Here is a 22,168-nt window from a genome sequence, read left to right on the forward strand (position 1 = left end):
GGCCGCGAAAACAAGCTGCCTGCAAAACATTTAACAACAACACTGACAGCAGAGGGAGCAGCGGTATGGCACACGCAGCAAGAGGCAAAGCCACTGCCAAAGAGTTCGTCTTTGAATGGGCGGGTAAAGACCGTCAAGGCAAAGAGTTACGCGGAGAAATGCGGGCAGCTGGAGAAGCACAGGTGCAAGCTTCTTTGCGTAGACAAGGTGTTTTCATCACCAAGCTGAAAAAGCGCAACATGCGCACGGGTAAAAGAATTAAGCCCAAAGACATCGCTTTGTTTACCCGCCAGATGGCCACCATGATGAAAGCCGGGGTGCCATTGCTGCAGTCTTTTGACATTGTGGGACGAGGCAACCCCAATGCCAGCGTCACCAAGTTGCTCAACGACATCCGCCAGGATGTGGAAACCGGCACATCGCTGAGCGTGGCATTTCGCAGACACCCCATGTACTTCGATGCCTTGTACTGCAACTTGATTGAAGCCGGTGAAGCCGCAGGTATTTTGGAAACGCTGATGGATCGCTTGGCGACCTACATGGAAAAAACCGAGGCCATCAAAAGCAAGATCAAGTCCGCTTTGATGTATCCGACCTCTGTGGTCATCGTGGCTTTCATCGTGGTCACGGTCATCATGATTTTTGTGATTCCAGCGTTCAAGGAGGTTTTCACTTCTTTTGGCGCCGACTTACCAGCGCCTACGCTGCTGGTTATGGCCATCAGTGAATTCTTTGTGGAATATTGGTGGCTGATATTTGGAGTACTGGGCGCGGGAGGGTACTTTTTTATGCAGGCATGGAGGCGCAGTCCAAAAATGCAGCGGGCCATGGATCGCATGCTGCTCAAAATGCCCATTTTTGGCACGCTTATCGACAAGTCCTGCGTGGCACGCTGGACACGTACCCTCTCCACCATGTTCGCCGCAGGCATACCTTTGGTGGAAGCCCTGGACTCCGTGGGCGGCGCATCGGGCAACAGCGTGTTCAAAGAAGCCACCGATCGCATTCAAAATGAAGTCTCTACCGGCACCAGCTTGAATATTGCTATGAGCAACGCCAATGTATTTCCGTCGATGGTGCTGCAAATGTGCGCGATTGGCGAAGAATCTGGCTCAATCGATCACATGCTGTCCAAGGCTGCAGACTTTTATGAGCAAGAAGTGGATGAAATGGTGGCTGGGCTTTCCAGCTTGATGGAGCCCATCATCATCGTGTTTTTGGGCGGCATTATTGGCGGCATCGTGGTGGCCATGTATCTGCCTATCTTCAAATTGGGGCAAGTGGTTTGATGGATTTCCTTATGCAAGGCGACGTTGCCTTGGCAGCGCTGCTGGGCCTGCTGATTGGTAGTTTTTTGAATGTGGTGATCCATCGCCTTCCGCTCATCATGGAGGCACAGTGGGATGCCGAGTGCGCAGAGCACCAAGCCGCAAAAGCGGGCAAAACATACAGCGCTACGGCACCTGCACTCACCCTGTGCCAGCCACGCTCGCGCTGCCCCCACTGCGGCCATGTCATCTGTTGGTACGAAAACATTCCCGTGCTGAGTTGGATTGGTTTACGCGGCAAATGCCGTGCATGCAAACAAGGCATCAGTGCGCGCTACCCTCTGGTCGAGATCACTACCGCAGCAGTGTTTGCATGGTGCATTCACCGCTGGGGCTTCACCTATGAAGCCTGGGCGTGGTGCGGCTTTAGTGCTGCGCTGCTGACCCTGGCGTTGATCGACTGGGACACCACCCTGCTGCCGGACGACATCACCCTTCCCTTGCTTTGGGCAGGCCTGCTGAGCACGGCTTTGGGGTGGACAGGAATTAATCTGCCCAGCGCGCTATGGGGTGCGGTTGCAGGCTATGGTTCTTTGTGGAGCATTTACTGGCTCTTCAAGCTGGTCACTGGCAAAGAGGGCATGGGCTACGGCGACTTCAAACTCTTTGCGGCGCTGGGCGCATGGTTTGGCTGGCAAGCGCTGGTCCCGATTATTTTGATGGCATCAGTGATTGGCGCCATCGTCGGCATTACCATGAAGCTGAACAGCAAACTGCGCGAAGGCGGTTACATTCCCTTTGGCCCTTTTTTGGCTGGCGCAGGTTTTACCGCCATGTTCTTTGGCCATGAGCGTATTCTGGCCACCGTATTGCGCTCCTTGGGTTTGTAAAGATGCAGCGTGCTCGACGTATAGGCCTGACCGGCGGCATCGGCAGTGGCAAAAGCACAGTCGCCCAAATTTTGGCGCAGGCGGGTGCCGCCATCATCGACGCAGACGCCATCTCCCGCAGCCTGACCTCCGCCGGCGGGCTGGCGATTGCCCCCATCGAAGCAGCGTTTGGCTCGCAAGCAATCGATGCGCAGGGAGCGCTCAACCGCGCCTTCATGCGCGACCTGATTTTTCAAGACCCTTGCGCCAAGCAGCGCTTGGAAGCCATTGTTCACCCCCTGATTGGCACCCTGACCGACCGCCAAGCTTTGCAAGCCGAAGCGTGCGGCACCCGGCTACTGGTCTTTGATGTGCCACTGCTGGTGGAGTCTGGGCGCTGGCGCCAGCAACTCCACGCCGTGGTGGTGGTGGACTGCGAGGAAGAGACCCAAATCCAGCGCGTCATAGCGCGCAATGGCCTAGAGCGTGCGGCGATAGAAAAAATCATGGCAGCACAGGCCACGCGCACACAGCGCAGAGCCGCTGCAGACTGGGTCATCTACAACGATGGGCTCGATTTCGCTGCATTACGTCAAGAAGTGCTATCAATTTCGGCACAGTTACAGCTATGATGGCAGCCAATGCGCCTGTAACACTTGGCATGCTTCGTGCACAGACGCTGCCAACACCCATTTTTTCGCCTGAGCCTACTGGGATACTGTCAGCGTGATTCTTTACGAGTACCCTTTCAACGAACGCTTACGCACTTATTTGCGACTGGAACAATTGTTCCGGCGTTTGTCCGAACTCGTCACGCGCGAATCTCCCGTAGATCACCACTTTGCGCTGGCCACCATCTTTGAGACGATGGAAGTTGCGGCGCGTGCCGACCTCAAATCGGATCTGCTGCGCGACCTGGATCGCCACAAAAACATGTTCGAAGGCCTGCGGGACAACCCCGCGATTGCCCAAGACATGCTGGACAACATCATTGCCCAGCTCGATCAGTGCTACAGCGCGCTGCACGCGCAAAACGGCAAAACCGGCCAGCCACTGACAGAAATTGATTGGCTGATGGCTATTCGCAGCCGCATCAGCATTCCCGGTGGCACCAGCAGCTTTGACCTGCCTGCCTACCACCGCTGGCAAAACAAACCCGCGCATGAGCGCCAAGCCGACTTGCAGCAGTGGACCCAGTGCCTCAAGCCGTTGTCCGATGCACTCGGACTGCTGCTGGGCTTGCTACGCCAAACCGGCTCTCCCCAAAAGGTCGCGGCCAGCAACGGACAGTTTCAACAAGCACTGCCTGCAGGCAAGGCCTACCAGCTGCTGCGCCTGCGCATCCATGCAGACTCCGGCCTGATTCCGGAGATCAGCGCCAACCGTTTGATGGTGTCGGTGCGCCTGGTGCGCCCCAACGAAAGTGGCAGCCTGCAATCGACCACGGAAAACGCGGCTTTCGAGTTGACCTTGTGCGCATAACTGCAGCCTTGTGTCAGACTGCACGGTATGAGTGAGAACACCGCACCCAACACTCCGCCTACGGTTTCGTGCCCCACCTGTGGCGGCCCCAGCTTGTTTGCACCCAGCAACCCCTCACGCCCGTTTTGCAGCGTGCGTTGCAAAGACATTGATCTGGGTGCCTGGGCGGCCGAAGCGTTTCGCGTGCCCGCACCGCCGCCGCAAGACAACCCCTTCGGTGATCCACGCACGGAGAGCGACTAAAAACCATAGCTGCTTGCGCTGATAGAAAAAGGGATTGCAACACATTTGTATTGCAATCCCTTTATTTTTAGCGCTAGCAGCTCTTATTTTTGCAGCTCTGGCACTGCGTACACGCTGGCGTCAAAAGGCAGGCCGCGCTCTTCGCTCAGCCACTGCAGCACGGGCAGCGACCCCTCCAGCACCGGGCGCACGTGCAGCGGCAGCTGCTGCCAGGCCATTTGCTGGCCTTCGCGCATTTCAAAATCACCCTGCCACTGCGTGATCTTGCACCAGTGCAGGCGCACCAGCGCGTGGCTGTAGGCGTGCTCGGTCACCTTCCAGGCCATGCAGTTCGTGATGGTGATACCCAGCTCCTCCTGCAACTCGCGGCGCAAGGCCTGCTCCACGGTCTCACCCGCTTCGAGCTTGCCGCCGGGAAACTCCCACCAGCCCGCACGCGGCTTGCCCTCCGGGCGGCTGGTGATGAGCAAGGCCCCGTCGCTGTCGCGGATCAGCACGCCTACGGCAACTTCGGTATGTTTACGTTCTGCAGGAGTAGTCACTGTCAAAAATCTGCTTTCTTAAATTTCCGCGCCGTCAGTCAAGCCGTCGACGTCGGCAATGCGTTGGTGCGGGGCCGCCACACCTTGGTTGCGGCCCGCGTAGTCGCGCGCAAACTGCTGGGCCACACGGCCGCTGCGCGAGCCACGCTCCAGCGCCCAGACCAGGGCTTCAGGTTCTGCGGCTTGGATGGCGTCGTCAGGCAACCCCATGGAACGCAGCCACTGCGCCACCACGCGCAGGTATTCGTCCTGGCTGAAGGGGTAGAAGCTCACCCACAGGCCAAAGCGTTCGGACAGCGAGATTTTCTCCTCCACCACCTCACCGGGGTGGATCTCACCGTCCTTGCCCTTGGAGGTTTGCAGGTTGTCGCTCATGTACTCGGGCAGCAAATGGCGGCGGTTGCTGGTGGCGTAGACCAGCACATTGGGCGTGGCGGCGCTGACCGAGCCATCCAGGATCGACTTCATGGCCTTGTAGCCGGGCTCGCCCTCTTCAAAGCTCAGGTCGTCGCAGTAGATGATGAATTTTTCGGGGCGACCGGCGACCACGTCGACGATGTCGGGCAAGTCGGTCAAATCCGCCTTGTCCACCTCAATCAGGCGCAGCCCCTGCGGCGCATAGGCGTGCAAGCAGGCCCGAATCAGCGACGACTTGCCCGTGCCGCGCGCGCCCGTCAGCAGCACGTTGTTGGCCGTGCGCCCCTGCACAAACTGCTCGGTGTTGCGCGCAATCTTGTCCTTTTGGCCGTCGATGTTCTGCAGGTCCGACAGCTGCATCGCCCCCACGTGGCGCACCGGCTCCAGCACGCCGCAGCCATTGGCACGCTTGCGGTAGCGCCAGGCAATCGCGGCACTCCAGTCGGCGGGCGCTTGCAGGGGCTGGGGCAGCACCGACTCAATGCGCTGCATCAACTGCTCGGCGCGCTCTACCAAGCGCTCCAACGGGTTCATCACATCTTGCACAGTCTGCCTCCATTCATTTTTTTGATAGCTGTTTGCGCCTGATTTCAAAGCATTTCAAATAGAAAACACCTTGAAATCATTGATTCACCAGCGCCAATAGCTCCTAAAACACAAAGGAGCCACCAGGCTCCTCATTGCGTTTGCAGCGTTGCACAACGCTCAGCCCGCCTGTGCTGTGCAGGCGCGGCGCAATCGTCCAGACAGTGGCAGCGCCACGGCAAACGATTGCCACCAAGCCTGCAGGGCATTGCGCTTGGCAACGCCACCGCTCATCAAGAGCGGTAGTCGGCGTTGATGGTCACGTAGTCATGGCTGAAGTCGCACGTCCACACCGTCTGGCTGGCCTGGCCGCGCCCCAGGTTCACGCGCACGGTGATTTCCTGCTGCTTCATCACACGCTGGCCGTCTTCTTCCTGGTAAGAGGGATTGCGCCCGCCATCGACCACCACGTGCACATCGTCCAGGTACAGGTCAATCTTGGTCTGGTCCAGATCGGCAATGCCGGCGTAGCCCACAGCAGCCAGAATGCGCCCCAAGTTCGGGTCTGAAGCAAAGAACGCGGTCTTCACCAAGGGCGAATGAGCAATCGCATAGGCCGCCAAACGGCATTCTGCTTCGGTCTTGCCGCCGTCAATCTGCACGGTGATGAACTTGGTGGCACCTTCGCCGTCACGCACAATCGCTTGGGCCAGCAAACGCGCCACGTCCTGCAGCGCCGCTTTCAAAGCCTGGGCATCGGCGCTGTCCCAGTTGGTGATTGCAGCGTTGCCCGCCTGGTGGGTGGCTACCAGCACGAACGAATCGTTGGTGGAGGTGTCGCCATCGATCGTGACGCGGTTGAAAGAGCCGTCGGCCAGCTCCTTGACCAAATCCTGCAGCAACTCCGGTGCAATGGCTGCGTCGGTGGCCAGATAGCCCAGCATGGTGGCCATATTGGGGCGAATCATGCCGGCGCCCTTGCTGATGCCGGTGATGTGCACGGTCTTGCCACCCACTTGCAGCTGGCGGCTATAGGCCTTGGGCTGCGTGTCGGTGGTCATGATGCCTTCGGCGGCCAACGCCCAGTTATCGGCCTTGGCCGCGGCAATCGCCGCAGGCAGACCAGCCACGATGCGGCCCACCGGCAGCTCTTCCATGATCACGCCGGTCGAAAACGGCAGCACTTGCTGCGCGCTCACGCCCAGCGCTTGGGCCAGTGCCTCACAGGTCTTGCGCGCATTGGCCAGGCCGGCTGCGCCCGTGCCCGCGTTGGCATTGCCCGTATTGATCACCATGGCACGAATGCTTTGGCCTGCCGCCAGGTGCTCACGGCACACCTGCACAGGGGCTGCGCAGTAACGATTTTGCGTGAACACGCCTGCCACGCTGGCGCCTTCATCCAGCAAAAACACGGTCAGGTCTTTGCGGTTGGCTTTGCGCACACCGGCTTCGGTCACACCAATACGCACACCAGCGACGGCAAACAGGTCAGCGGCGACGGGAACAGGCAAATTCACAGGCATTGCAGGGCTTCCTACAGAGAAACAGTTAGACGGCCATTATGGGTAAAAAACCATGCCACACAACGCAAAACACGGGCCTGCGCCCGTGTTCTTTGGGGATGACGGTGTTACCCGCTCAGCCGCTTAGTTCAACTTGCCGTGGCAGTTTTTGAACTTTTCACCGCTGCCGCAAGGGCAGGGGTCGTTGCGGCCCACGCGCACACCGGGCGGCAGCTCAAAGCTGTCGCTCTTGTCACTGTCCGCACTGGCGTAATGCATACCGCCTTGCACGCTTTCGGCATGCTCTTCAATGCTTTGTGCGGCCTGCTCCAGTTGCTCAGGCTGCTGGATACGCACCGTGAGCAGCACACGCGTCACTTCGTTCTTGACTTGGTCAATCAACTGGCGGAACAGCTCAAACGCTTCGCGCTTGTATTCCTGCTTGGGCTGCTTTTGGGCAAAGCCACGCAGGTGAATACCTTGGCGCAGATAGTCCAGCGCGGCCAAATGGTCACGCCAGTTGGTGTCAAAGCTTTGCAGCAGCACCGCGCGTTGGAAGTTCATAAACTGCTCGGAGCCCACCAAATCCAGCTTGCCTTGATACACGTCGTTGGCGGCCTTCACACAGGCTTCCAAGATGTCTTCATCGGTGATGCTGTCAGAGGCCTTGACCATGCCTTGCAAGTCCACATGCACCTGCCAGTCGGCCAGTGCTTTTTCAAGCGCAGGCAAGTCCCACTGCTCTTCCATCGACTCGGCAGGCACGTACTGGCGCACCATGTCAGAGATACAGTCTTCGCGCATGACCGTGATCATTTCGCTCAGATCAGAGGTATCCAAAATGTCATTGCGCTGCTGGTAGATCACCTTGCGCTGGTCGTTGGAGACGTCGTCGTACTCCAGCAGCTGTTTGCGCATGTCAAAGTTGCGCGCCTCCACCTTGCGCTGGGCCGACTCGATAGAGCGGGTCACAATGCCCGCTTCAATCGCTTCGCCTTCAGGCATTTTCAGGCGATCCATGATGGCGCGCACGCGGTCACCCGCAAAGATACGCATCAGCTGGTCATCCAAGCTCAAATAAAAGCGTGAAGACCCGGGGTCGCCCTGGCGGCCCGAACGGCCACGCAGCTGGTTATCAATACGGCGCGACTCATGGCGCTCGGTGGCGATGATGCGCAGACCACCCAGCGCCTTGACCTCTTCATGGTCTTTTTGCCACTGCGCACGCAGCGCAGCGATCTGCTCGGCCTTGGTGGCATCATCCAGCTCCGGATTGGCATAAATGGCCGCTTCCTGCTTGCTGATGTTGCCGCCCAGCACAATGTCGGTACCACGGCCCGCCATGTTGGTGGCGATGGTGATCATGCCCTTGCGGCCGGCTTGGGCGATGATGTCCGCCTCCTTGGCGTGCTGCTTGGCATTGAGCACTTGGTGGGGCAAACCAGCCTTGGTCAGCAACTGGTCAATGATCTCCGAGTTTTCAATCGAAGTCGTACCCACCAGCACGGGCTGGCCGCGCTCGTGGCATTCGCGAATGTCTTCAATCGCTGCGTTGTACTTCTCGGGAGTGGTCTTGTAGACGCGATCGAGCTGGTCTTCGCGCTTGCTGGGCTTGTTGGGCGGAATCACCACCGTTTCCAAACCATAGATGCTCTGGAACTCGTAGGCTTCCGTATCCGCAGTACCAGTCATGCCCGACAGCTTGTGGTACAGGCGGAAGTAATTCTGGAAGGTGATGGAGGCCATGGTCTGGTTCTCAGCCTGAATGGCCACCCCTTCCTTGGCTTCTACGGCCTGGTGCAGGCCATCACTCCAGCGGCGGCCCGACATCAAGCGGCCCGTGAACTCATCCACGATCACCACTTCGCCGTTTTGCACCACGTAGTGCTGATCACGGTGGTAGATATGGTGGGCACGCAGAGCAGCGTACAAATGGTGCACCAGAGCGATGTTGGATGGGTCGTACAGCGACGCACCTTCAGGCAGCAAGCCTGCGGCTGCCAAAATGCTTTCGGCCTTTTCATGCCCCTCTTCGGTCAAGAAGACTTGGTGACTCTTTTCATCCACAGTGAAATCACCGGGCTTGGTAACGCCTTCACCGGTACGCGGGTCTGCCTCGCCTTCTTGGCGCACCAGCTGGGGCGCCAGCTGGTTGATGGCTTGGTACATGGTCGTGTTGTCATCCGCCTGACCCGAGATGATCAAAGGCGTGCGTGCCTCGTCAATCAAGATCGAGTCCACCTCGTCGACAATCGCGTAGTTCAACGCGCGCTGCACGCGGTCGGCCTTGTCGTAGACCATGTTGTCGCGCAGATAGTCGAAGCCGTATTCGTTGTTGGTGCCGTAGGTGATGTCCGCCAAATAGGCCAATTGCTTGTCTTCACGCGGCGCATTGGGCAGATTCACACCGACCGACAGCCCCAGGAAGTGGTAGAGCGGACGCATGGTTTCGGCATCGCGACTGGCCAGATAGTCGTTCACCGTCACCACGTGCACACCATCACCGGACAGTGCATTCAAGTACACAGGCAGCGTTGACGTGAGCGTCTTGCCTTCACCGGTGCGCATTTCAGCAATTTTGCCTTGATGCAAGGCCATGCCGCCCATCAACTGCACGTCAAAGTGGCGCATCTTCATGACGCGTTTAGACGCTTCACGCACCACGGCAAATGCTTCTTCCAGCAACTCATCCAGCGAAGCACCCTGTGCCAAGCGGTCTTTGAATTCTTGGGTTTTCGCTTTTAAGGTTTGGTCATCGAGCTTTTCGAGCTCCGACTCCATCGCATTGATGCGAGCCACCGCCTTGCGGTACTGTTTGAGAAGCCGGTCGTTGCGGCTGCCGAAAAGTTTGGTGAGAAAGTTGACCATGCGAACGGAAGCCGCTTACCAGCGCCGAAAAAGCACCAGCAGCAGCCAAATCCCTAGTATAGAGTTGCCATGCAGATGGGCTCACGCAACGTAAAAACAAGAGTCTTTGCGCTGGAAGCCAAAAATTGATTCTAACTGCCGCTCATGCTTTGCCACCAGAGCACCCTTGCGCCAACGCACAAGCAACAGAGCGACTCATAATGGACAAGCACTCCCGAGGTCCAACGCCATGCATTCGCGCCGCCATATCGCCGTCTCTTTAGAGCAAGCCGCCCAGTCTTCGCCCACCCTGTCCCAACTGGTGCGCCAAGCACGGGAAGCGAACGCACGCATGAAAGCGATTGAGCCCCTCTTGCCACCCGGTTTGCGCAACAGTATCCAACCCGGCCCTATCCAAGGCAGTACGTGGAGCCTGATTCTCAAAAACAATGCCGCAGCAAGCAAAGTGCGCTACTTGCTACCCGCCCTGGAGGCACACTTGCGCACCAAAGGCTGGGATGTTGCGCAGATTCAGCTCAAAGTCTTGAGCAGCTCTCCTTGGCAGACTCCGCAGTAAGCAGCTCAAAGCACCACAGCCGCAGTAGGCAAAAAAAAAGACCCTTGAGGGTCTTTTTTAAAATTTGGTGCCGGTTGTCGGATTCGAACTGACGACCTACCGCTTACAAGGCGGGTGCTCTACCAACTGAGCTAAACCGGCTATCCACGGCACAAGTTTTGCAATTTGCCACCGGGACAAGGTACTTCACCAAAAAGCACCTAAGTTTGGTGCCGGTTGTCGGATTCGAACTGACGACCTACCGCTTACAAGGCGGGTGCTCTACCAACTGAGCTAAACCGGCGAAGACCGAGATTCTAATACAAGTTTTCTACCCAAAAAGGCTTTATACCTATTTGACGCGTTTTAGTGCAGGACGACCTGCACCGCCAGCAGGCGGACGCGGCTCATCATTGCCATCCTCGACAGGCTTGTGTGTGGAAGTTACCAATTGCATCAATTGCGCAGCAGAAGCGGCATCTTCATCTTGCCCCTTCGACGCTATGGACGCGGCAGCTTGTGCACCACGCACATCTAATCCACCAGCATCATCTGGGAGCTCCGCCAGCAAATCATCCACTACCGGAAAAGACATGCCTTGCCCAGATTCACGTGCATAAATCGCTTGCACACGCTCCACAGGCACCATGATTTCACGGGACTTTCCACCAAAGCGGGCTTTGAATTCAATGTATTCATTGCCCAGCTGCAGATTACCTGTCGCGTCATAGCTGACGTTCAGCACGATCTCACCGTCTCGCACAAACTCGCGAGGCACCTGTACAGAACGATCCACTTTGACTGCCAAATAAGGCGTCAGCCCATTGTCCGTACACCACTCATGAAGGGCGCGAATCAAATACGGCCGTGTGGATGTGGTGGTGGGCTCGTTCATGTACAAATTCCAGCAAACAGCAAAAAACTCAAAGATCGCACAATGCGCAAATTACTTGCGCATGACCTTTTCAGAGGGTGTCAGTGCCTCAATGTAAGCAGGGCGCGAGAAGATGCGCTCCGCATACTTGAGCAAAGGTGCAGCGTTCTTGCTCAGCTCAATGCCGTAGTAGTCCAGGCGCCACAACAGGGGAGCGATGGCTACGTCCAACATGGAGAAGCCTTCGCCCAGCATGTACTTGTTCTTCAAGAATACAGGTGCCAGTTGCGTCAAGCGATCGCGGATGTGCTGGCGTGCCTTTTCCACTTCCTTTTCATTGCCCTTGACGTTGCGCTGCTCCAGCGTATTCACGTGCACGAACAATTCTTTCTCGAAGTTCAGCAAGAACAGACGCACGCGCGCGCGATCCACTGGATCACCGGGCATCAGCTGAGGGTGCGGGAAACGCTCATCGATGTACTCGTTGATGATGTTCGACTCGTACAGAATCAGATCGCGTTCGACCAAGATGGGAACTTGGCCATAAGGGTTCATCGCCGCGATTTCTTCAGGCTTGTTGTACAAGTCCACATCGCGGATTTCGAAGTCCATTCCCTTTTCAAACAGCACAAAGCGGCAGCGGTGGGAATATGGGCAAGTCGTTCCCGAGTAAAGCACCATCATGGCGGAAGCTCCTAAAAATCAAAAAGAGTGGGACGCCTCAAAAGCGCCCACTCCGCTGTAACCGAAGCGCTTCACACCAAAGTGCAAAGCGGCAGCAGTCTATCTATTTATTTAACGTCTTTCCAGAATGCGGCGTTCAATCTCCAGGCGATCAAGATAAAGATGCCCAAGAAAATCAACACGCCCACACCGACGCGAATACGGGTATTTTGGGCCGGTTCACCCATCCATTGCAGGAAGTTGACCAAATCACCGACTGCCTGATCGTACTCTTGTGCGCTCATTGTGCCCTGAGAGATGGTTTCCCAGCCCTTGAACACTTGGGTGTTTTGCCCGTGCACTTCTACAGTTTCCAGGATAGCGCGACGCTCACCTTGCAATTGCCACAGTGCATGCGGCATACCCACCGATGGGAAGACCAAATTGTTCCAACCTGTGGCTTTGGTGTCATCGCGGTAGAAAGTACGCAAGAAGGTATAGAGGTAATCAGCCCCTGAACCACCCGCTCCTGCACGCGAACGCGCAATCACGGTCAAATCTGGCGGATTGGCACCAAACCAGCTCTTGGCTTGCTTGGGATCGATCGCGGAAACCATGGTTTCTCCCACCTTATCGGTGGTAAAGAGCAGATTGTCCTTGATCTCTTGATCGCTCAAGCCGATTTCTTTCAATCGGTTAAAGCGCATGAAAGCAGCCGAATGGCAGCCCAAGCAGTAGTTCACAAACAACTTGGCACCATTTTGCAGCGAGGCTTGGTTGGTCGTATCAACCGGCGCCTTATCCAAGGCCACCAAACCACCAACAGCAGCATGCGCGCCACCGGCAATACCAAGCGCTGCGACCAGCGTAAGGATCAGTTTTTTCATTGTTCTTCGCTCCTAGGCTCAGTGAGGCTTGAAAGTCACGCGATCAGGCACAGCCTTAGGCGTACCCAACTGGCTCCACCAAGGCATCAGCAAGAAGAAGCCAAAGTAGAACAGCGTACCAACTTGCGACACTCGCTCACCGGTGGGCGAAGGCGGCTGAACGCCCAAGTACCCCAGAATCAGGAAGTTCACTACAAACACCGCATACAGGTATTTGTGCCAGCTTGGACGGTAGCGGATGGACTTCACAGGACTCAGGTCAAACCATGGCAGACCAAACAAGATCACCACGGCACCACCCATCACCACCACACCCCAGAACTTGGCGTCAATCGACAACATCAGCACCACAGCCACAACAGCCGCACCCACAATAACCAGCTTGAACAAGCCAGCCATCTTGGTCTTCAAGACTGCGAACACTGCCGCCAAGCCTACGCAGGCTACCAACACGTACATCATCTCTGTGGTGATGGCTCGCAGCATGGAGTAAAACGGTGTGAAGTACCACACAGGAGCAATGTGCGCAGGCGTCTGCAGCGGATCAGCAGGAATGAAGTTGTTGTATTCCAAGAAGTAGCCGCCGAACTCAGGCGCAAAGAACACCACCGCCGAGAACAGAAACAAGAACACACCCACGCCAAAGATATCGTGCACGGTGTAGTAAGGGTGGAAAGGAACCCCATCCAGCGGATTGCCCTTGGCATCCTTGGGCGCGCCGGGCGCCTTGATTTCTACACCATCGGGATTGTTCGAGCCCACATCGTGCAGCGCCAGCAAGTGTGCAACGACCAAACCCAGCAGCACCAGCGGCACCGCAATCACGTGGAAACTAAAGAAGCGGTTGAGCGTTGCATCACCCACCACGTAGTCACCACGAATCAAAATCGCCAGATCTGGGCCAACGAATGGAATAGCGGCGAACAGATTCACGATCACCTGCGCACCCCAGTACGACATCTGACCCCATGGCAGCAGGTAGCCCATAAAGGCTTCAGCCATCAGCGCCAGGAAAATGGCACAGCCAAAGATCCAGACCAGCTCACGTGGCTTGCGGTACGAACCGTAGAGCAACCCGCGGAACATGTGCAGATACACCACCACAAAGAAGGCAGATGCGCCGGTGGAGTGCATGTAGCGAATCAGCCAGCCCCATGGCACATCACGCATGATGTATTCCACGGAAGCAAACGCTTTTTCAGCGTCTGGCTTGTAGTGCATGACCAGAAAAATACCGGTCACGATTTGGATCACCAGCACCAGCAGCGCCAGTGAGCCGAAGATGTACCAAAAGTTAAAGTTCTTCGGAGCGTAATACTCCGACATGTGAACCTTGTAGGCCGAGAATGCCGTGGGGAAACGGTTCTCGAACCAGTTCGTCACCTTGGCGCCGGTAGACGCGTTCGGGTCGATGTCTTTGAATTCGTGGGCCATGTCGTTTTAACTCCCTCAAGCCTTGTCTTCACCGATCAGGAGTTTGGTCTCCGACAGGTACATGTGGGGCGGCACCTCCAGATTGTCCGGAGCGGGCTTGTTCTTGAACACGCGGCCGGCCAAGTCAAAGGTCGAGCCGTGGCATGGGCACAAGAAGCCGCCCTTCCAATCGGCGGGCAGCGAAGGCTGGGCGCCGGTCTGGAACTTATCGACGGGCGAACACCCCAAGTGCGTGCAAATACCCACGCACACCAGCACTTCTTCCTTGATCGAGCGCCAAGGGTTGCGGGCATACACAGGAGTAAATTCGCTGGGTTTGCGCTTGGATTCAGGGTCTGCCAGTTGGTCATCCAAAGTGGCCAAATCCGCCAACTGCTCTTTGGTGCGGCGAATGATCCAAACTGGCTTGCCGCGCCATTCAACGGTAAGCTTTTCGCCCGGCTGCAGGGCCGAGATATCAACTTCCACCGCAGCACCTGCTGCCTTGGCCTTTTCAGAAGGCTGGAAGGTACTGACAAAAGGAACAGCGGCTGCCACGCCGCCTACCGCGCCAGCGCAGGCAGACGTGATGATCCACGTCCGTTTGCTGGAGTCGACAGGTGTTTCGCTCATGGGGATCCTCGATAAAACATCGCTAGGTATAAGGACAATCGAGAAATTGTAGCGGAGCGAAAATTTGGAATCCAAGCACGCGTCTGACACTCTTCTTGCTTTAGATCATGCAATATGACCTATCTCAACGAAGTGGAGGTGCGCGCATGGGCATGATGCAAGAGTTCCGCGAGTTTGCCGTCAAAGGCAATGTGATCGATTTGGCCGTGGGCGTCATCATCGGCGGTGCCTTCGGCAAGATCGTGGATTCCGTCGTGAAAGATCTGATCATGCCGGTCGTCGGCATGGTGTTTGGCAAGCTCGATTTCTCTAATTTGTTCGTCGTTTTGGGCGATATGCCGGCAGGTGTGCCGCGCACTTTGACGGCCTTGCAAGAAGCGGGTGTGCCTGTTTTTGCGTATGGTAACTTCATCACCGTCGCGGTGAATTTCACCATCTTGGCGTTCATCATTTTCATAATGATCAAGCAAATCAATCGCTTGAAACGCCAAGCACCCGCAGCGCCACCTGAGCCAGCAGCCACGCCCGAAGAGGTTTTGCTGTTGCGAGAAATTCGCGACCAACTGCGCCGCTGAACCTAGCTGTCCCGCCCAACGGCTGGGATTCTGAGCGCGCAATAACGGGGCGATCTGCCCCATTATTTACGCCAGGGGGCGGGCTGCACCCTGCGAATGCACCGACAAGGAGCGCGCCATTTGCACCGCTTGCAGCAAGCTAGAAGGATCGGCCACTCCTTGCCCGGCAATGTCGAATGCCGTGCCGTGATCGGGGCTGGTACGCACCAAGGGCAAGCCCAAAGTGACGTTCACCCCGTCTTCGACACCCAAATACTTGATCGGGATCAACCCTTGGTCGTGGTACATCGCCAACACTGCATCAAATTCCCCTGCGTGCCCGTCAACATTCCTTGCGCGCATAAAGATTGTGTCGGGTGCAAATGGGCCCTGCGCATCGATACCCTCGCTCCTCGCAGTGCGCACAGCCGGGGCAATCGTCTCTAGCTCCTCACGACCAAACAGCCCCCCCTCCCCTGCATGGGGATTCAGCCCCGCCACGCCGATACGCGGTGCACGGCCCAGCATGCGCAGCAGCGCTTGGTGGGTAATGCGCAGCGTTTGCACAATGTTGTCGTGCGTGACGGCCTCCAGCGCTTGGCGCAGCGAGACATGGATGCTGACCAGCACGGTGCGCAGTTCATGGTTCGCCAGCATCATGCGCACCGGCATCTCGTCCACCGCCACGCCCACATGCTGGGCCGCTTCCGCTTGGAGCAACTCGGTATGCCCCGGGTAATCCACCCCTGCGGCGTGCAGCGCTTCTTTGTGCAGGGGCGCCGTCACCAAGGCTGCCACCTCCGCGCGCAGCGCAGCGCGCGCGGCCCATTGCACACTCAGGGCGGCTGCACGGCCAGCATCGGCGCTCACCACCCCCCAGGGCGCAGGGCCCGGTATGCCGGGCAATTGCAGCACGGGCATGCAGCGCGGCGGCACGTTCACCACCTCCTCAGGGCTGTCGATGACCGCGACGGGCAGCGCGCTATCGCCGGCTTGGCAAATCGCCTTGGCACCACGGCGCATGGTGGCTACATCCCCCACGACAAAGCAAGCTTGCATCACCTGCGGCGCATCTCGAAATGCCTTGGCAATGATTTCCGGGCCAATGCCTGCGGAGTCGCCCTGGGTAATGGCGATGGCTTTTGGTTTCAACATGAAATAGTCCTCTAGCGCTTATCTATCAAGCGCTGACAGCTATCAATATTACGCAGGGTTATCGATCTCAATAAAGCGATGCGACAGCCCCAGTTGCTGCGCCACCTGCGCGGCCACCGCAGCGGCACCATAACGCTCGGTGGCATGGTGCCCCGCTGCAATAAAGGTGGTGCCCGTTTCGCGCGCCAAGTGCGCCTGTGGCTCCGAGATTTCACCGGTGATAAAGGCGTCTGCACCCGCAGCCAGCGCGCTTTCGTAAAAGCCCTGGGCACCGCCCGTACACCACGCCAAGCGGCGAATGGCGCGCTCTGACGCCCCGCTGACGCATGTCACCGCCCTGCCCAGCACTGCTTGCACATGCGCTGAGAGCGCGACGGGATTGGCAAAGTCGGCCTCACCCACCATGCCCAGCGCTTGCTCACCAAAGGTGGCATCCCACTGCACGCCCAGCTTCTGGCCCAACTGTGCGTTATTACCCAACTCGGGGTGTGCATCCAGCGGCAGGTGATAGGCAAACAGGCTGATGTCATGGGTCAGCAGCAGGCGGATGCGCTCCTTCATCCAGCCGGTGATGCGTCCATCCATGCCACGCCAAAACAGGCCGTGGTGCACGAAGATGGCATCGGCCTTGTCGGCAATGGCCGCCTCAATCAGGGCACGGCTGGCCGTCACGCCGCTGACGATGTGGCGGATCTCGGCTTTGCCTTCTACCTGCAGGCCATTGGGGCCGTAGTCTTTGAAGCGCTCGGGCTGGAGCAAAGCATCGAAATGGGCGAGGAGGTCTTGTCGCTGAATCATGCCAACCATTGTGCCAAGCCCACCATGGCCAGCACATGCACCGGCATAAAAAAGGGCAGCCGAAGCTGCCCTTGGGATATGGCTGGCACCACGTTTAGTAGGCCTTCACCTTCGGCTGCCAGCCACGCGACGCCATAGGCCAGAAGAAGCCGATAGCGGCGCCCAGCACACCCATGGCCGCCACGTAGTGCGCAGGGGCCATCACGTCCACTTGCTGCCACATGGACACCAGCATGGGGGTCAGGCCACCAAACACGGCATACGCCATGTTGTAGGCAAAAGACAGGCCGGTAAAACGCACCGCCACAGGGAATGCGCGCACCCCCACCACGGGCAACAGCGAGATGGAGCCCACAAAGAAGCCCACCAACGCGTAGCGTGCCACCAAGGTCTCTTCACCAGGCAGGCCCAGATAGAACATATAGGCCGTGAGGGTCATGCCGCCCCAGCCAAAGATCATGGTCCACTTGGTGCCAATCTTGTCGGACAGCCAGCCCCAGAACACGCAACCGAGGGTCAGTGTCACGGTGGCCACGGCATTGGCCTTCATGGCTGCAGCGGGCGCAATGTGGAAGACTTTTTGCAGGTACGAGGGCGTGAACAGCACCACCACCACGATGGCGGTCGACAGCACCCAGGTCATCAGCGCCACCAGCCAGCAGGCTTCTTTGTGCTCACGCAAGATGGTTTTGATCGGCAACTCGGCGTCGGCCGCCTTGCGCTTTTGCATGTCTTGGAACAGCGGCGTTTCTTGCAAGAACTTGCGCAAATACACCGACACCAAGCCAAACACGCCGCCCAAGATAAAGGGCAGGCGCCAAGCCCAGTCGTGGATCTCTTCTTGGCTGTAGGCGCTGTTGAGCCACACCGCAAAGATGGAGCCCAGGAAAATACCGCCAGTAATCCCGGAAGTCAGCGTACCAATCGCCAACCCGTAGTTCTTGGCCGGGGAGTGCTCGGCCACAAACACCCAGGCACCGGGCATTTCACCGCCAATCGCAGCGCCTTGCAGCACGCGCATCAGCAGCAGCAGCAAAGGCGCAGCAATGCCAATGGTGGCGTAGGTGGGCAGCAAACCAATCACCAAAGTGGGTACCGCCATCAAGAAAATGGACAGCGTGAACATCTTCTTGCGGCCAATCTTGTCGCCGTAGTGGGCAATGATGATGCCGCCCAGGGGGCGTGCCAGATAGCCGGCCGCGAAAATGCCCAGTGTTTGCAGCTGGCGCATCCAGTCCGGTAGATCCGCAGGGAAGAACAGCGTGCCAATCACGTTGGCAAAGAACACGAAAACGACGAAGTCGTAAAACTCCAGCGTGCCGCCCAAAGCGGACAGGCTCAGCGTTTTATAGTCCTCTCGGTTCAGAGGACGGTGGTGCGCACCGCCCGCAACTTGGTGGGCTTGTGCATTGGGATGCTTACTCATGGGGTTGTCTTTCCAGTTACAAAAGGTCAGACAGCGCTAAAACCGGGGCAACGGATAGATGCTTCAAGGCGAGACTGGACTGTTCTTTCAAGCTTCACGGTAATGCAGCCTGGCGTTTCTTGGCCTTCGCGGGTGTGCCAAGGCAAGAGCGAACACAGTGTGGCGCAGTCGAAAAAACATTCTAGGGTTAACACTCATAGGGTTTTAGACAACCATCGCGGATCACGATGTGGTTTCGCGAAATAGATGCACCCCATCTCTTTGCGCGATGGCAAAACACAGCGCGCACCACCGATACCCCAAGTCCTGACGCGAGCGCGCATTTGCGCGTACGCTTTCACCATTCACCGCCCTCTGCGAATTACTTTATGAAGCGTTACTGGCTTTTGTTTTCCCAAGCTGTCACCGTGCTGCTGGCGGCTTATTTCATCGTGGCAACCTTGCAGCCCAGTTGGCTCAAACGCGGTGCCACTTACAGCCGTGCAGGCATTTCTTTGCTGGAAGCACCTTCCGAGCCGCGCACCGAGTTTGCGCCCGGCAGCTTGGCCGGCGCCGCCCAGAAAGCCATGCCGGCCGTGGTCAGCATCAACACCAGCAAAGAAGTGCGCCACCCGCGCAGCAACGATCCCTGGTTTCAATTCTTCTTTGGCGATGTGGGCGCGCAGCAGCAAGCCGGCCTGGGCAGCGGCGTCATCGTCAGCCCCGACGGCTACATCCTGACCAACAACCACGTGGTGGAAGGCGCCGACCAGATTGAAGTCACCCTGGCCGACAGCCGCGTGGCCGTGGCGCGCGTGATCGGTACCGACCCCGAAACCGATCTGGCCGTGCTCAAGATTGAGCTGGACAAACTGCCCGTCATCGTGCTGGGCAACTCCGACCATGCCCTGGTGGGCGACACCGTGCTAGCCATTGGCAACCCCTTTGGCGTGGGCCAGACGGTGACCAGCGGCATCGTCAGTGCCCTGGGCCGCAGCGAGCTGGGCATCAACACCTTTGAAAATTTCATCCAGACCGACGCTGCAATCAACCCCGGCAACTCCGGCGGCGCGCTGGTGGATGTAGAAGGCAATCTGCTGGGCATCAACACCGCGATCTACTCGCGCTCAGGCGGCAGCATGGGCATTGGTTTTGCCATTCCCGTCTCGACGGCCAAGATCGTGATGGACGGCCTGGTCAAAGACGGCAAGGTCACCCGTGGCTGGATTGGCGTAGAGCCCAATGAACTGTCCCCCGAACTGGCAGAAACCTTTGGCGTCAAAGCCAGCCAAGGCATCATCATCACCGGCGTGCTGCAAGCCGGCCCCGCTGCCAAAGCCGGCATGCTGCCCGGGGATGTGATTGTGGAAGTGGACGGCCACAAGATCCGCAACGTGGGCGAGATGATGACTGCTGTGGCTGCCTTGCAGCCCGGCACCAGCGCCCCGTTTGTGGTGCAGCGTGGCAACGAAAGCCTGACGCTGGATATCGTCCCCGCCACGCGGCCCGTGCCGCAGCGCATGCGCCCACAGCGTTAGCCGCTAATGGTCGCAAGCAGCGTCAAAAATATGAGCTGCTTGAGCTCACCAATCCATGATTTCCATAGGTATTCATACGCAATCATTGATGCCATAAGCGCCAGAAGCTCTTGTTTTTAATCATTCAGGCATTCAGGCAATGCACAAAAAAACCGCAGGCTATGAACAGCACTGCGGTTTTTTTTATGCAGACCCGTTCACCGCGGGTCGCTAACGGGGCACAAAGGCTCACACCTGATCGGGTTCTGCCTCTTCATCGCCTGGTTTTTTGGAGACCTTGGAAAACCAGCCCGCTCCGATGATGCCCACCTCATACAGCAAGCACATGGGAATAGCCAGCGCCAGCTGCGAGATCACATCCGGCGGAGTGACCACCGCCGCCACCACAAAGGCCAGCACCACAAAGTAGCCACGAAAGCTCTTGAGCTTAGCCACTTCCACAATGCCAAAGCGCACCAGCAGCATCACCACAATCGGCACCTGGAAGGCCATGCCAAAAGCCAGGTACAGCGACAAGATGGCTTCCACATACGAAGCAATATCGGGCGTAGCAGCCACGCTATCGGGCGTAAAACCTTGGATAAAGCCAAACATCTTGTCCAGCACAAAGAACTGCACAAAGGCAATCCCGACGTAGGCCAAGAAGCTGCCAAAAATGATCAAAGGCAGCGCAAACTTCTTTTCATGCGTGTACAGCCCAGGCGCCACAAACGCCCACAGCTGGTACATGATCCAGGGCAGCACCGCCAGCATGCCCACCATCATCAACACCTTCAGCGGCACGAAGAAGGGCGAGAAGACGCCCACCGCAATCAGCTTGGCATCGGGCGGCATGTGCGCCTTGATGGGCATCGCAATAAAGTCGATCAAACCATTGGGGCCAGGCCAGATGGCCAGCACAGCCACCGCCACGGCGATGCCGTAGATGCAATACAGCAGTCGGTCACGCAGCTCCATGAGGTGCTGCACAAACGGCTGTTCAGAGCCGGCCAACTCGTCGTCTTTGGTGGGTTTGGTGGACATGGTCGAAAAAAGAACCGGGCCTCAAGGCCCTGCGGATCAAGAGAAAACACCAGCGCAGCCTTTTGCTATGTTGCAAAAACGACTGCGCTGTCTGTACCAATGCCAAGCGCCCCAGGGCAGTCAGCGCTTGGGCCGAAAGCGCGCCACACGCGCTGCGCCCGATTGCACATGCGTGCGCACACCGGCGCGCGCCTTGTACCAGCGGGGCACAGCGCCGCGCTTGAGGCGGAAGTTTTTCCCGGGGTTTTTATACGCAGGCGTGACGGTGCTGTGGCTGTCAAAGCCGCTGTAGTCGCTCGCCTGCGTGCCCACGCCGCCGCTGTCGTAGTCGGACTCGAAATCGGTGGCCGCTCGCCAGTCCTTTTCAAAGTCACTGGAAGCGGTGTGCACGGTCTTCTCGACATCCTGCACCGCCGTCTCCATCGACTCTTTCATCTTCTTGAGCTCATCGAGCTCCATGGAGCGGTTGACTTCTGCCTTGACGTCAGACACGTAGCGCTGCGCCTTGCCAAGCAACGTACCCACGGTACGCGCCACGCGCGGCAGTTTCTCCGGGCCGATGACAATCAACGCCACTGCGCCAATCAGCGCCAGTTTAGAAATACCAATGTCAATCATGCCAACGCCCCTTGCAGGTGCTTGCGGTCATGCTGACGCATCAGCTCTTTTGCTTGGCGTCGACGTCAATCGTGGTCTTGTCGGCGTTGGACTGGTCAGCCACAGCGGTCTTCTCGGCCGTGGCGTCACCTGCGGTGCCGTCCTTCATGCCATCTTTGAAGCCCTTCACTGCGCTACCCAGATCGCCGCCCAAATTCTTGAGCTTCTTGGTACCGAACACCAAAACCACGATCAGCAGCACGATCAGCCAGTGCCAGACGGAAAACGTTCCCATGCGATATCTCCTAACGAATACGAGCCATTTTAGACGGGAGACCGCAACATAGCGCCTGAGATGGCCTTATGTTTACGCGGTA

The 22,168-nt window shown here is 57.7% G+C and carries 23 protein-coding genes and 2 tRNA genes; 8 read left to right on the forward strand and 17 right to left on the reverse strand.

Features of this window, described 5'->3' with window-relative positions; all coding sequences use genetic code 11:
• Positions 1–65 precede the first annotated feature (65 nt).
• From QEP12_RS09585 to QEP12_RS09605, 5 genes are all read left to right on the forward strand, one after another.
• Positions 66–1,289: a type II secretion system F family protein gene (locus tag QEP12_RS09585; RefSeq protein WP_284214096.1), complete on the forward strand. Its 1,224-nt coding sequence runs from the start codon at positions 66–68 to the stop codon at positions 1,287–1,289.
• An 11-nt stretch (positions 1,290–1,300) separates the two neighbouring features.
• Positions 1,301–2,158, forward strand: coding sequence for a prepilin peptidase (locus QEP12_RS09590; protein WP_284214097.1), 858 nt, complete (start codon positions 1,301–1,303; stop codon positions 2,156–2,158).
• A gap of 2 nt (positions 2,159–2,160) precedes the next feature.
• Entirely contained in the window at positions 2,161–2,769 is a 609-nt protein-coding gene (coaE, locus tag QEP12_RS09595; protein WP_284214098.1) for a dephospho-CoA kinase, read from the forward strand.
• A 94-nt stretch (positions 2,770–2,863) separates the two neighbouring features.
• Positions 2,864–3,619, forward strand: a complete 756-nt coding sequence (gene zapD, locus QEP12_RS09600) for a cell division protein ZapD (RefSeq protein WP_174862976.1) — start codon at positions 2,864–2,866, stop codon at positions 3,617–3,619.
• Positions 3,620–3,646: 27 nt separating this feature from the next.
• On the forward strand, positions 3,647–3,862 hold the full coding sequence (locus QEP12_RS09605; protein ID WP_174862975.1) for a DNA gyrase inhibitor YacG: 216 nt from the start codon (positions 3,647–3,649) through the stop codon (positions 3,860–3,862).
• An 83-nt stretch (positions 3,863–3,945) separates the two neighbouring features.
• On the opposite strand, the gene QEP12_RS09610 is transcribed toward QEP12_RS09605, so the two are convergent.
• The 4 genes from QEP12_RS09610 to secA all read right to left on the reverse strand — a co-directional run bounded on the left by QEP12_RS09610 (position 3,946) and on the right by secA (position 9,716).
• Positions 3,946–4,410, reverse strand: a complete 465-nt coding sequence (locus QEP12_RS09610) for an NUDIX domain-containing protein (protein ID WP_174862974.1) — start codon at positions 4,408–4,410, stop codon at positions 3,946–3,948.
• 12 nt (positions 4,411–4,422) lie between these two features.
• Positions 4,423–5,355: an ATP-binding protein gene (locus tag QEP12_RS09615; protein WP_284214125.1), complete on the reverse strand. Its 933-nt coding sequence runs from the start codon at positions 5,353–5,355 to the stop codon at positions 4,423–4,425.
• Positions 5,356–5,639: 284 nt separating this feature from the next.
• Positions 5,640–6,869, reverse strand: coding sequence for a bifunctional glutamate N-acetyltransferase/amino-acid acetyltransferase ArgJ (gene argJ / locus QEP12_RS09620; RefSeq protein ID WP_284214099.1), 1,230 nt, complete (start codon positions 6,867–6,869; stop codon positions 5,640–5,642).
• A gap of 123 nt (positions 6,870–6,992) precedes the next feature.
• Positions 6,993–9,716, reverse strand: coding sequence for a preprotein translocase subunit SecA (gene secA / locus QEP12_RS09625; RefSeq protein WP_284214100.1), 2,724 nt, complete (start codon positions 9,714–9,716; stop codon positions 6,993–6,995).
• 229 nt (positions 9,717–9,945) lie between these two features.
• On the opposite strand from secA, the gene QEP12_RS09630 reads away from it, so the two are divergent.
• Positions 9,946–10,272, forward strand: coding sequence for a hypothetical protein (locus tag QEP12_RS09630; RefSeq protein WP_174862973.1), 327 nt, complete (start codon positions 9,946–9,948; stop codon positions 10,270–10,272).
• Positions 10,273–10,337: 65 nt separating this feature from the next.
• Here the strand turns inward: QEP12_RS09630 and QEP12_RS09635 are convergent.
• The 7 genes from QEP12_RS09635 to petA form a co-directional block, all read right to left on the reverse strand.
• Positions 10,338–10,413, reverse strand: a tRNA-Thr gene (locus tag QEP12_RS09635).
• Between the two features lie 66 nt (positions 10,414–10,479).
• Positions 10,480–10,555, reverse strand: a tRNA-Thr gene (locus QEP12_RS09640).
• A gap of 48 nt (positions 10,556–10,603) precedes the next feature.
• Complete coding sequence (locus QEP12_RS09645; protein ID WP_219163739.1) at positions 10,604–11,146, reverse strand: ClpXP protease specificity-enhancing factor; 543 nt, start codon at positions 11,144–11,146, stop codon at positions 10,604–10,606.
• 51 nt (positions 11,147–11,197) lie between these two features.
• Positions 11,198–11,809, reverse strand: coding sequence for a glutathione S-transferase N-terminal domain-containing protein (locus tag QEP12_RS09650; protein WP_054067369.1), 612 nt, complete (start codon positions 11,807–11,809; stop codon positions 11,198–11,200).
• 107 nt (positions 11,810–11,916) lie between these two features.
• On the reverse strand, positions 11,917–12,675 hold the full coding sequence (locus tag QEP12_RS09655) for a cytochrome c1 (RefSeq protein WP_219163738.1): 759 nt from the start codon (positions 12,673–12,675) through the stop codon (positions 11,917–11,919).
• An 18-nt stretch (positions 12,676–12,693) separates the two neighbouring features.
• Complete coding sequence (locus QEP12_RS09660) at positions 12,694–14,109, reverse strand: cytochrome b (RefSeq protein WP_284214101.1); 1,416 nt, start codon at positions 14,107–14,109, stop codon at positions 12,694–12,696.
• A 15-nt stretch (positions 14,110–14,124) separates the two neighbouring features.
• Positions 14,125–14,721 (reverse strand): ubiquinol-cytochrome c reductase iron-sulfur subunit, encoded by a 597-nt coding sequence (gene petA, locus QEP12_RS09665; protein ID WP_219163736.1) that lies wholly within the window; start codon positions 14,719–14,721, stop codon positions 14,125–14,127.
• Positions 14,722–14,867: 146 nt separating this feature from the next.
• Here petA and mscL point away from each other — a divergent pair, with 146 nt between their 5' ends.
• Positions 14,868–15,296 carry a large conductance mechanosensitive channel protein MscL gene (gene mscL, locus QEP12_RS09670; protein ID WP_219163735.1) on the forward strand — a complete coding sequence of 143 codons (429 nt, stop codon included), beginning with the start codon at positions 14,868–14,870 and terminating at the stop codon, positions 15,294–15,296.
• Between the two features lie 66 nt (positions 15,297–15,362).
• Here the strand turns inward: mscL and pdxA are convergent, their stop codons facing one another.
• The 3 genes from pdxA to QEP12_RS09685 form a co-directional block, all read right to left on the reverse strand.
• A complete protein-coding gene (gene pdxA, locus QEP12_RS09675; protein WP_284214102.1) occupies positions 15,363–16,430 on the reverse strand; it encodes a 4-hydroxythreonine-4-phosphate dehydrogenase PdxA in 1,068 nt (355 codons plus the stop codon).
• A 48-nt stretch (positions 16,431–16,478) separates the two neighbouring features.
• Entirely contained in the window at positions 16,479–17,237 is a 759-nt protein-coding gene (locus tag QEP12_RS09680; RefSeq protein ID WP_174862970.1) for a Nif3-like dinuclear metal center hexameric protein, read from the reverse strand.
• Positions 17,238–17,322: 85 nt separating this feature from the next.
• Positions 17,323–18,654 carry an MFS transporter gene (locus QEP12_RS09685; protein WP_284214103.1) on the reverse strand — a complete coding sequence of 444 codons (1,332 nt, stop codon included), beginning with the start codon at positions 18,652–18,654 and terminating at the stop codon, positions 17,323–17,325.
• A 368-nt stretch (positions 18,655–19,022) separates the two neighbouring features.
• On the opposite strand from QEP12_RS09685, the gene QEP12_RS09690 reads away from it, so the two are divergent.
• Entirely contained in the window at positions 19,023–20,171 is a 1,149-nt protein-coding gene (locus QEP12_RS09690; RefSeq protein ID WP_284214104.1) for a trypsin-like peptidase domain-containing protein, read from the forward strand.
• A gap of 228 nt (positions 20,172–20,399) precedes the next feature.
• Here the strand turns inward: QEP12_RS09690 and tatC are convergent, their stop codons facing one another.
• The 3 genes from tatC to tatA form a co-directional block, all read right to left on the reverse strand.
• Positions 20,400–21,194 carry a twin-arginine translocase subunit TatC gene (gene tatC, locus QEP12_RS09695; protein ID WP_284214105.1) on the reverse strand — a complete coding sequence of 265 codons (795 nt, stop codon included), beginning with the start codon at positions 21,192–21,194 and terminating at the stop codon, positions 20,400–20,402.
• A gap of 120 nt (positions 21,195–21,314) precedes the next feature.
• Complete coding sequence (gene tatB, locus QEP12_RS09700) at positions 21,315–21,812, reverse strand: Sec-independent protein translocase protein TatB (protein WP_174862966.1); 498 nt, start codon at positions 21,810–21,812, stop codon at positions 21,315–21,317.
• Positions 21,813–21,852: 40 nt separating this feature from the next.
• Entirely contained in the window at positions 21,853–22,086 is a 234-nt protein-coding gene (gene tatA, locus QEP12_RS09705; RefSeq protein WP_174862965.1) for a Sec-independent protein translocase subunit TatA, read from the reverse strand.
• Positions 22,087–22,168: the final 82 nt, after the last annotated feature.

Source organism: Comamonas jiangduensis, assembly GCF_030162955.1.
GTDB classification, from domain to species: domain Bacteria; phylum Pseudomonadota; class Gammaproteobacteria; order Burkholderiales; family Burkholderiaceae_C; genus Comamonas; species Comamonas jiangduensis.

Coding starts and splice junctions, on each gene's coding strand:
- QEP12_RS09605 (WP_174862975.1), top strand. CDS start 3,647: ATGAGTGAGAACACCGCACCCAACACTCCGCCTACGGTTTCGTGCCCC.
- QEP12_RS09685 (WP_284214103.1), bottom strand. CDS start 18,654: ATGAGTAAGCATCCCAATGCACAAGCCCACCAAGTTGCGGGCGGTGCG.
- pdxA (WP_284214102.1), bottom strand. CDS start 16,430: ATGTTGAAACCAAAAGCCATCGCCATTACCCAGGGCGACTCCGCAGGC.
- tatC (WP_284214105.1), bottom strand. CDS start 21,194: ATGTCCACCAAACCCACCAAAGACGACGAGTTGGCCGGCTCTGAACAG.
- mscL (WP_219163735.1), top strand. CDS start 14,868: ATGGGCATGATGCAAGAGTTCCGCGAGTTTGCCGTCAAAGGCAATGTG.
- argJ (WP_284214099.1), bottom strand. CDS start 6,869: ATGCCTGTGAATTTGCCTGTTCCCGTCGCCGCTGACCTGTTTGCCGTC.
- tatB (WP_174862966.1), bottom strand. CDS start 21,812: ATGATTGACATTGGTATTTCTAAACTGGCGCTGATTGGCGCAGTGGCG.
- QEP12_RS09650 (WP_054067369.1), bottom strand. CDS start 11,809: ATGATGGTGCTTTACTCGGGAACGACTTGCCCATATTCCCACCGCTGC.
- QEP12_RS09655 (WP_219163738.1), bottom strand. CDS start 12,675: ATGAAAAAACTGATCCTTACGCTGGTCGCAGCGCTTGGTATTGCCGGT.
- secA (WP_284214100.1), bottom strand. CDS start 9,716: ATGGTCAACTTTCTCACCAAACTTTTCGGCAGCCGCAACGACCGGCTT.
- QEP12_RS09585 (WP_284214096.1), top strand. CDS start 66: ATGGCACACGCAGCAAGAGGCAAAGCCACTGCCAAAGAGTTCGTCTTT.
- QEP12_RS09615 (WP_284214125.1), bottom strand. CDS start 5,355: ATGAACCCGTTGGAGCGCTTGGTAGAGCGCGCCGAGCAGTTGATGCAG.
- QEP12_RS09645 (WP_219163739.1), bottom strand. CDS start 11,146: ATGAACGAGCCCACCACCACATCCACACGGCCGTATTTGATTCGCGCC.
- QEP12_RS09630 (WP_174862973.1), top strand. CDS start 9,946: ATGCATTCGCGCCGCCATATCGCCGTCTCTTTAGAGCAAGCCGCCCAG.
- QEP12_RS09690 (WP_284214104.1), top strand. CDS start 19,023: ATGAAGCGTTACTGGCTTTTGTTTTCCCAAGCTGTCACCGTGCTGCTG.
- petA (WP_219163736.1), bottom strand. CDS start 14,721: ATGAGCGAAACACCTGTCGACTCCAGCAAACGGACGTGGATCATCACG.
- QEP12_RS09660 (WP_284214101.1), bottom strand. CDS start 14,109: ATGGCCCACGAATTCAAAGACATCGACCCGAACGCGTCTACCGGCGCC.
- QEP12_RS09680 (WP_174862970.1), bottom strand. CDS start 17,237: ATGGTTGGCATGATTCAGCGACAAGACCTCCTCGCCCATTTCGATGCT.
- coaE (WP_284214098.1), top strand. CDS start 2,161: ATGCAGCGTGCTCGACGTATAGGCCTGACCGGCGGCATCGGCAGTGGC.
- tatA (WP_174862965.1), bottom strand. CDS start 22,086: ATGGGAACGTTTTCCGTCTGGCACTGGCTGATCGTGCTGCTGATCGTG.
- QEP12_RS09590 (WP_284214097.1), top strand. CDS start 1,301: ATGCAAGGCGACGTTGCCTTGGCAGCGCTGCTGGGCCTGCTGATTGGT.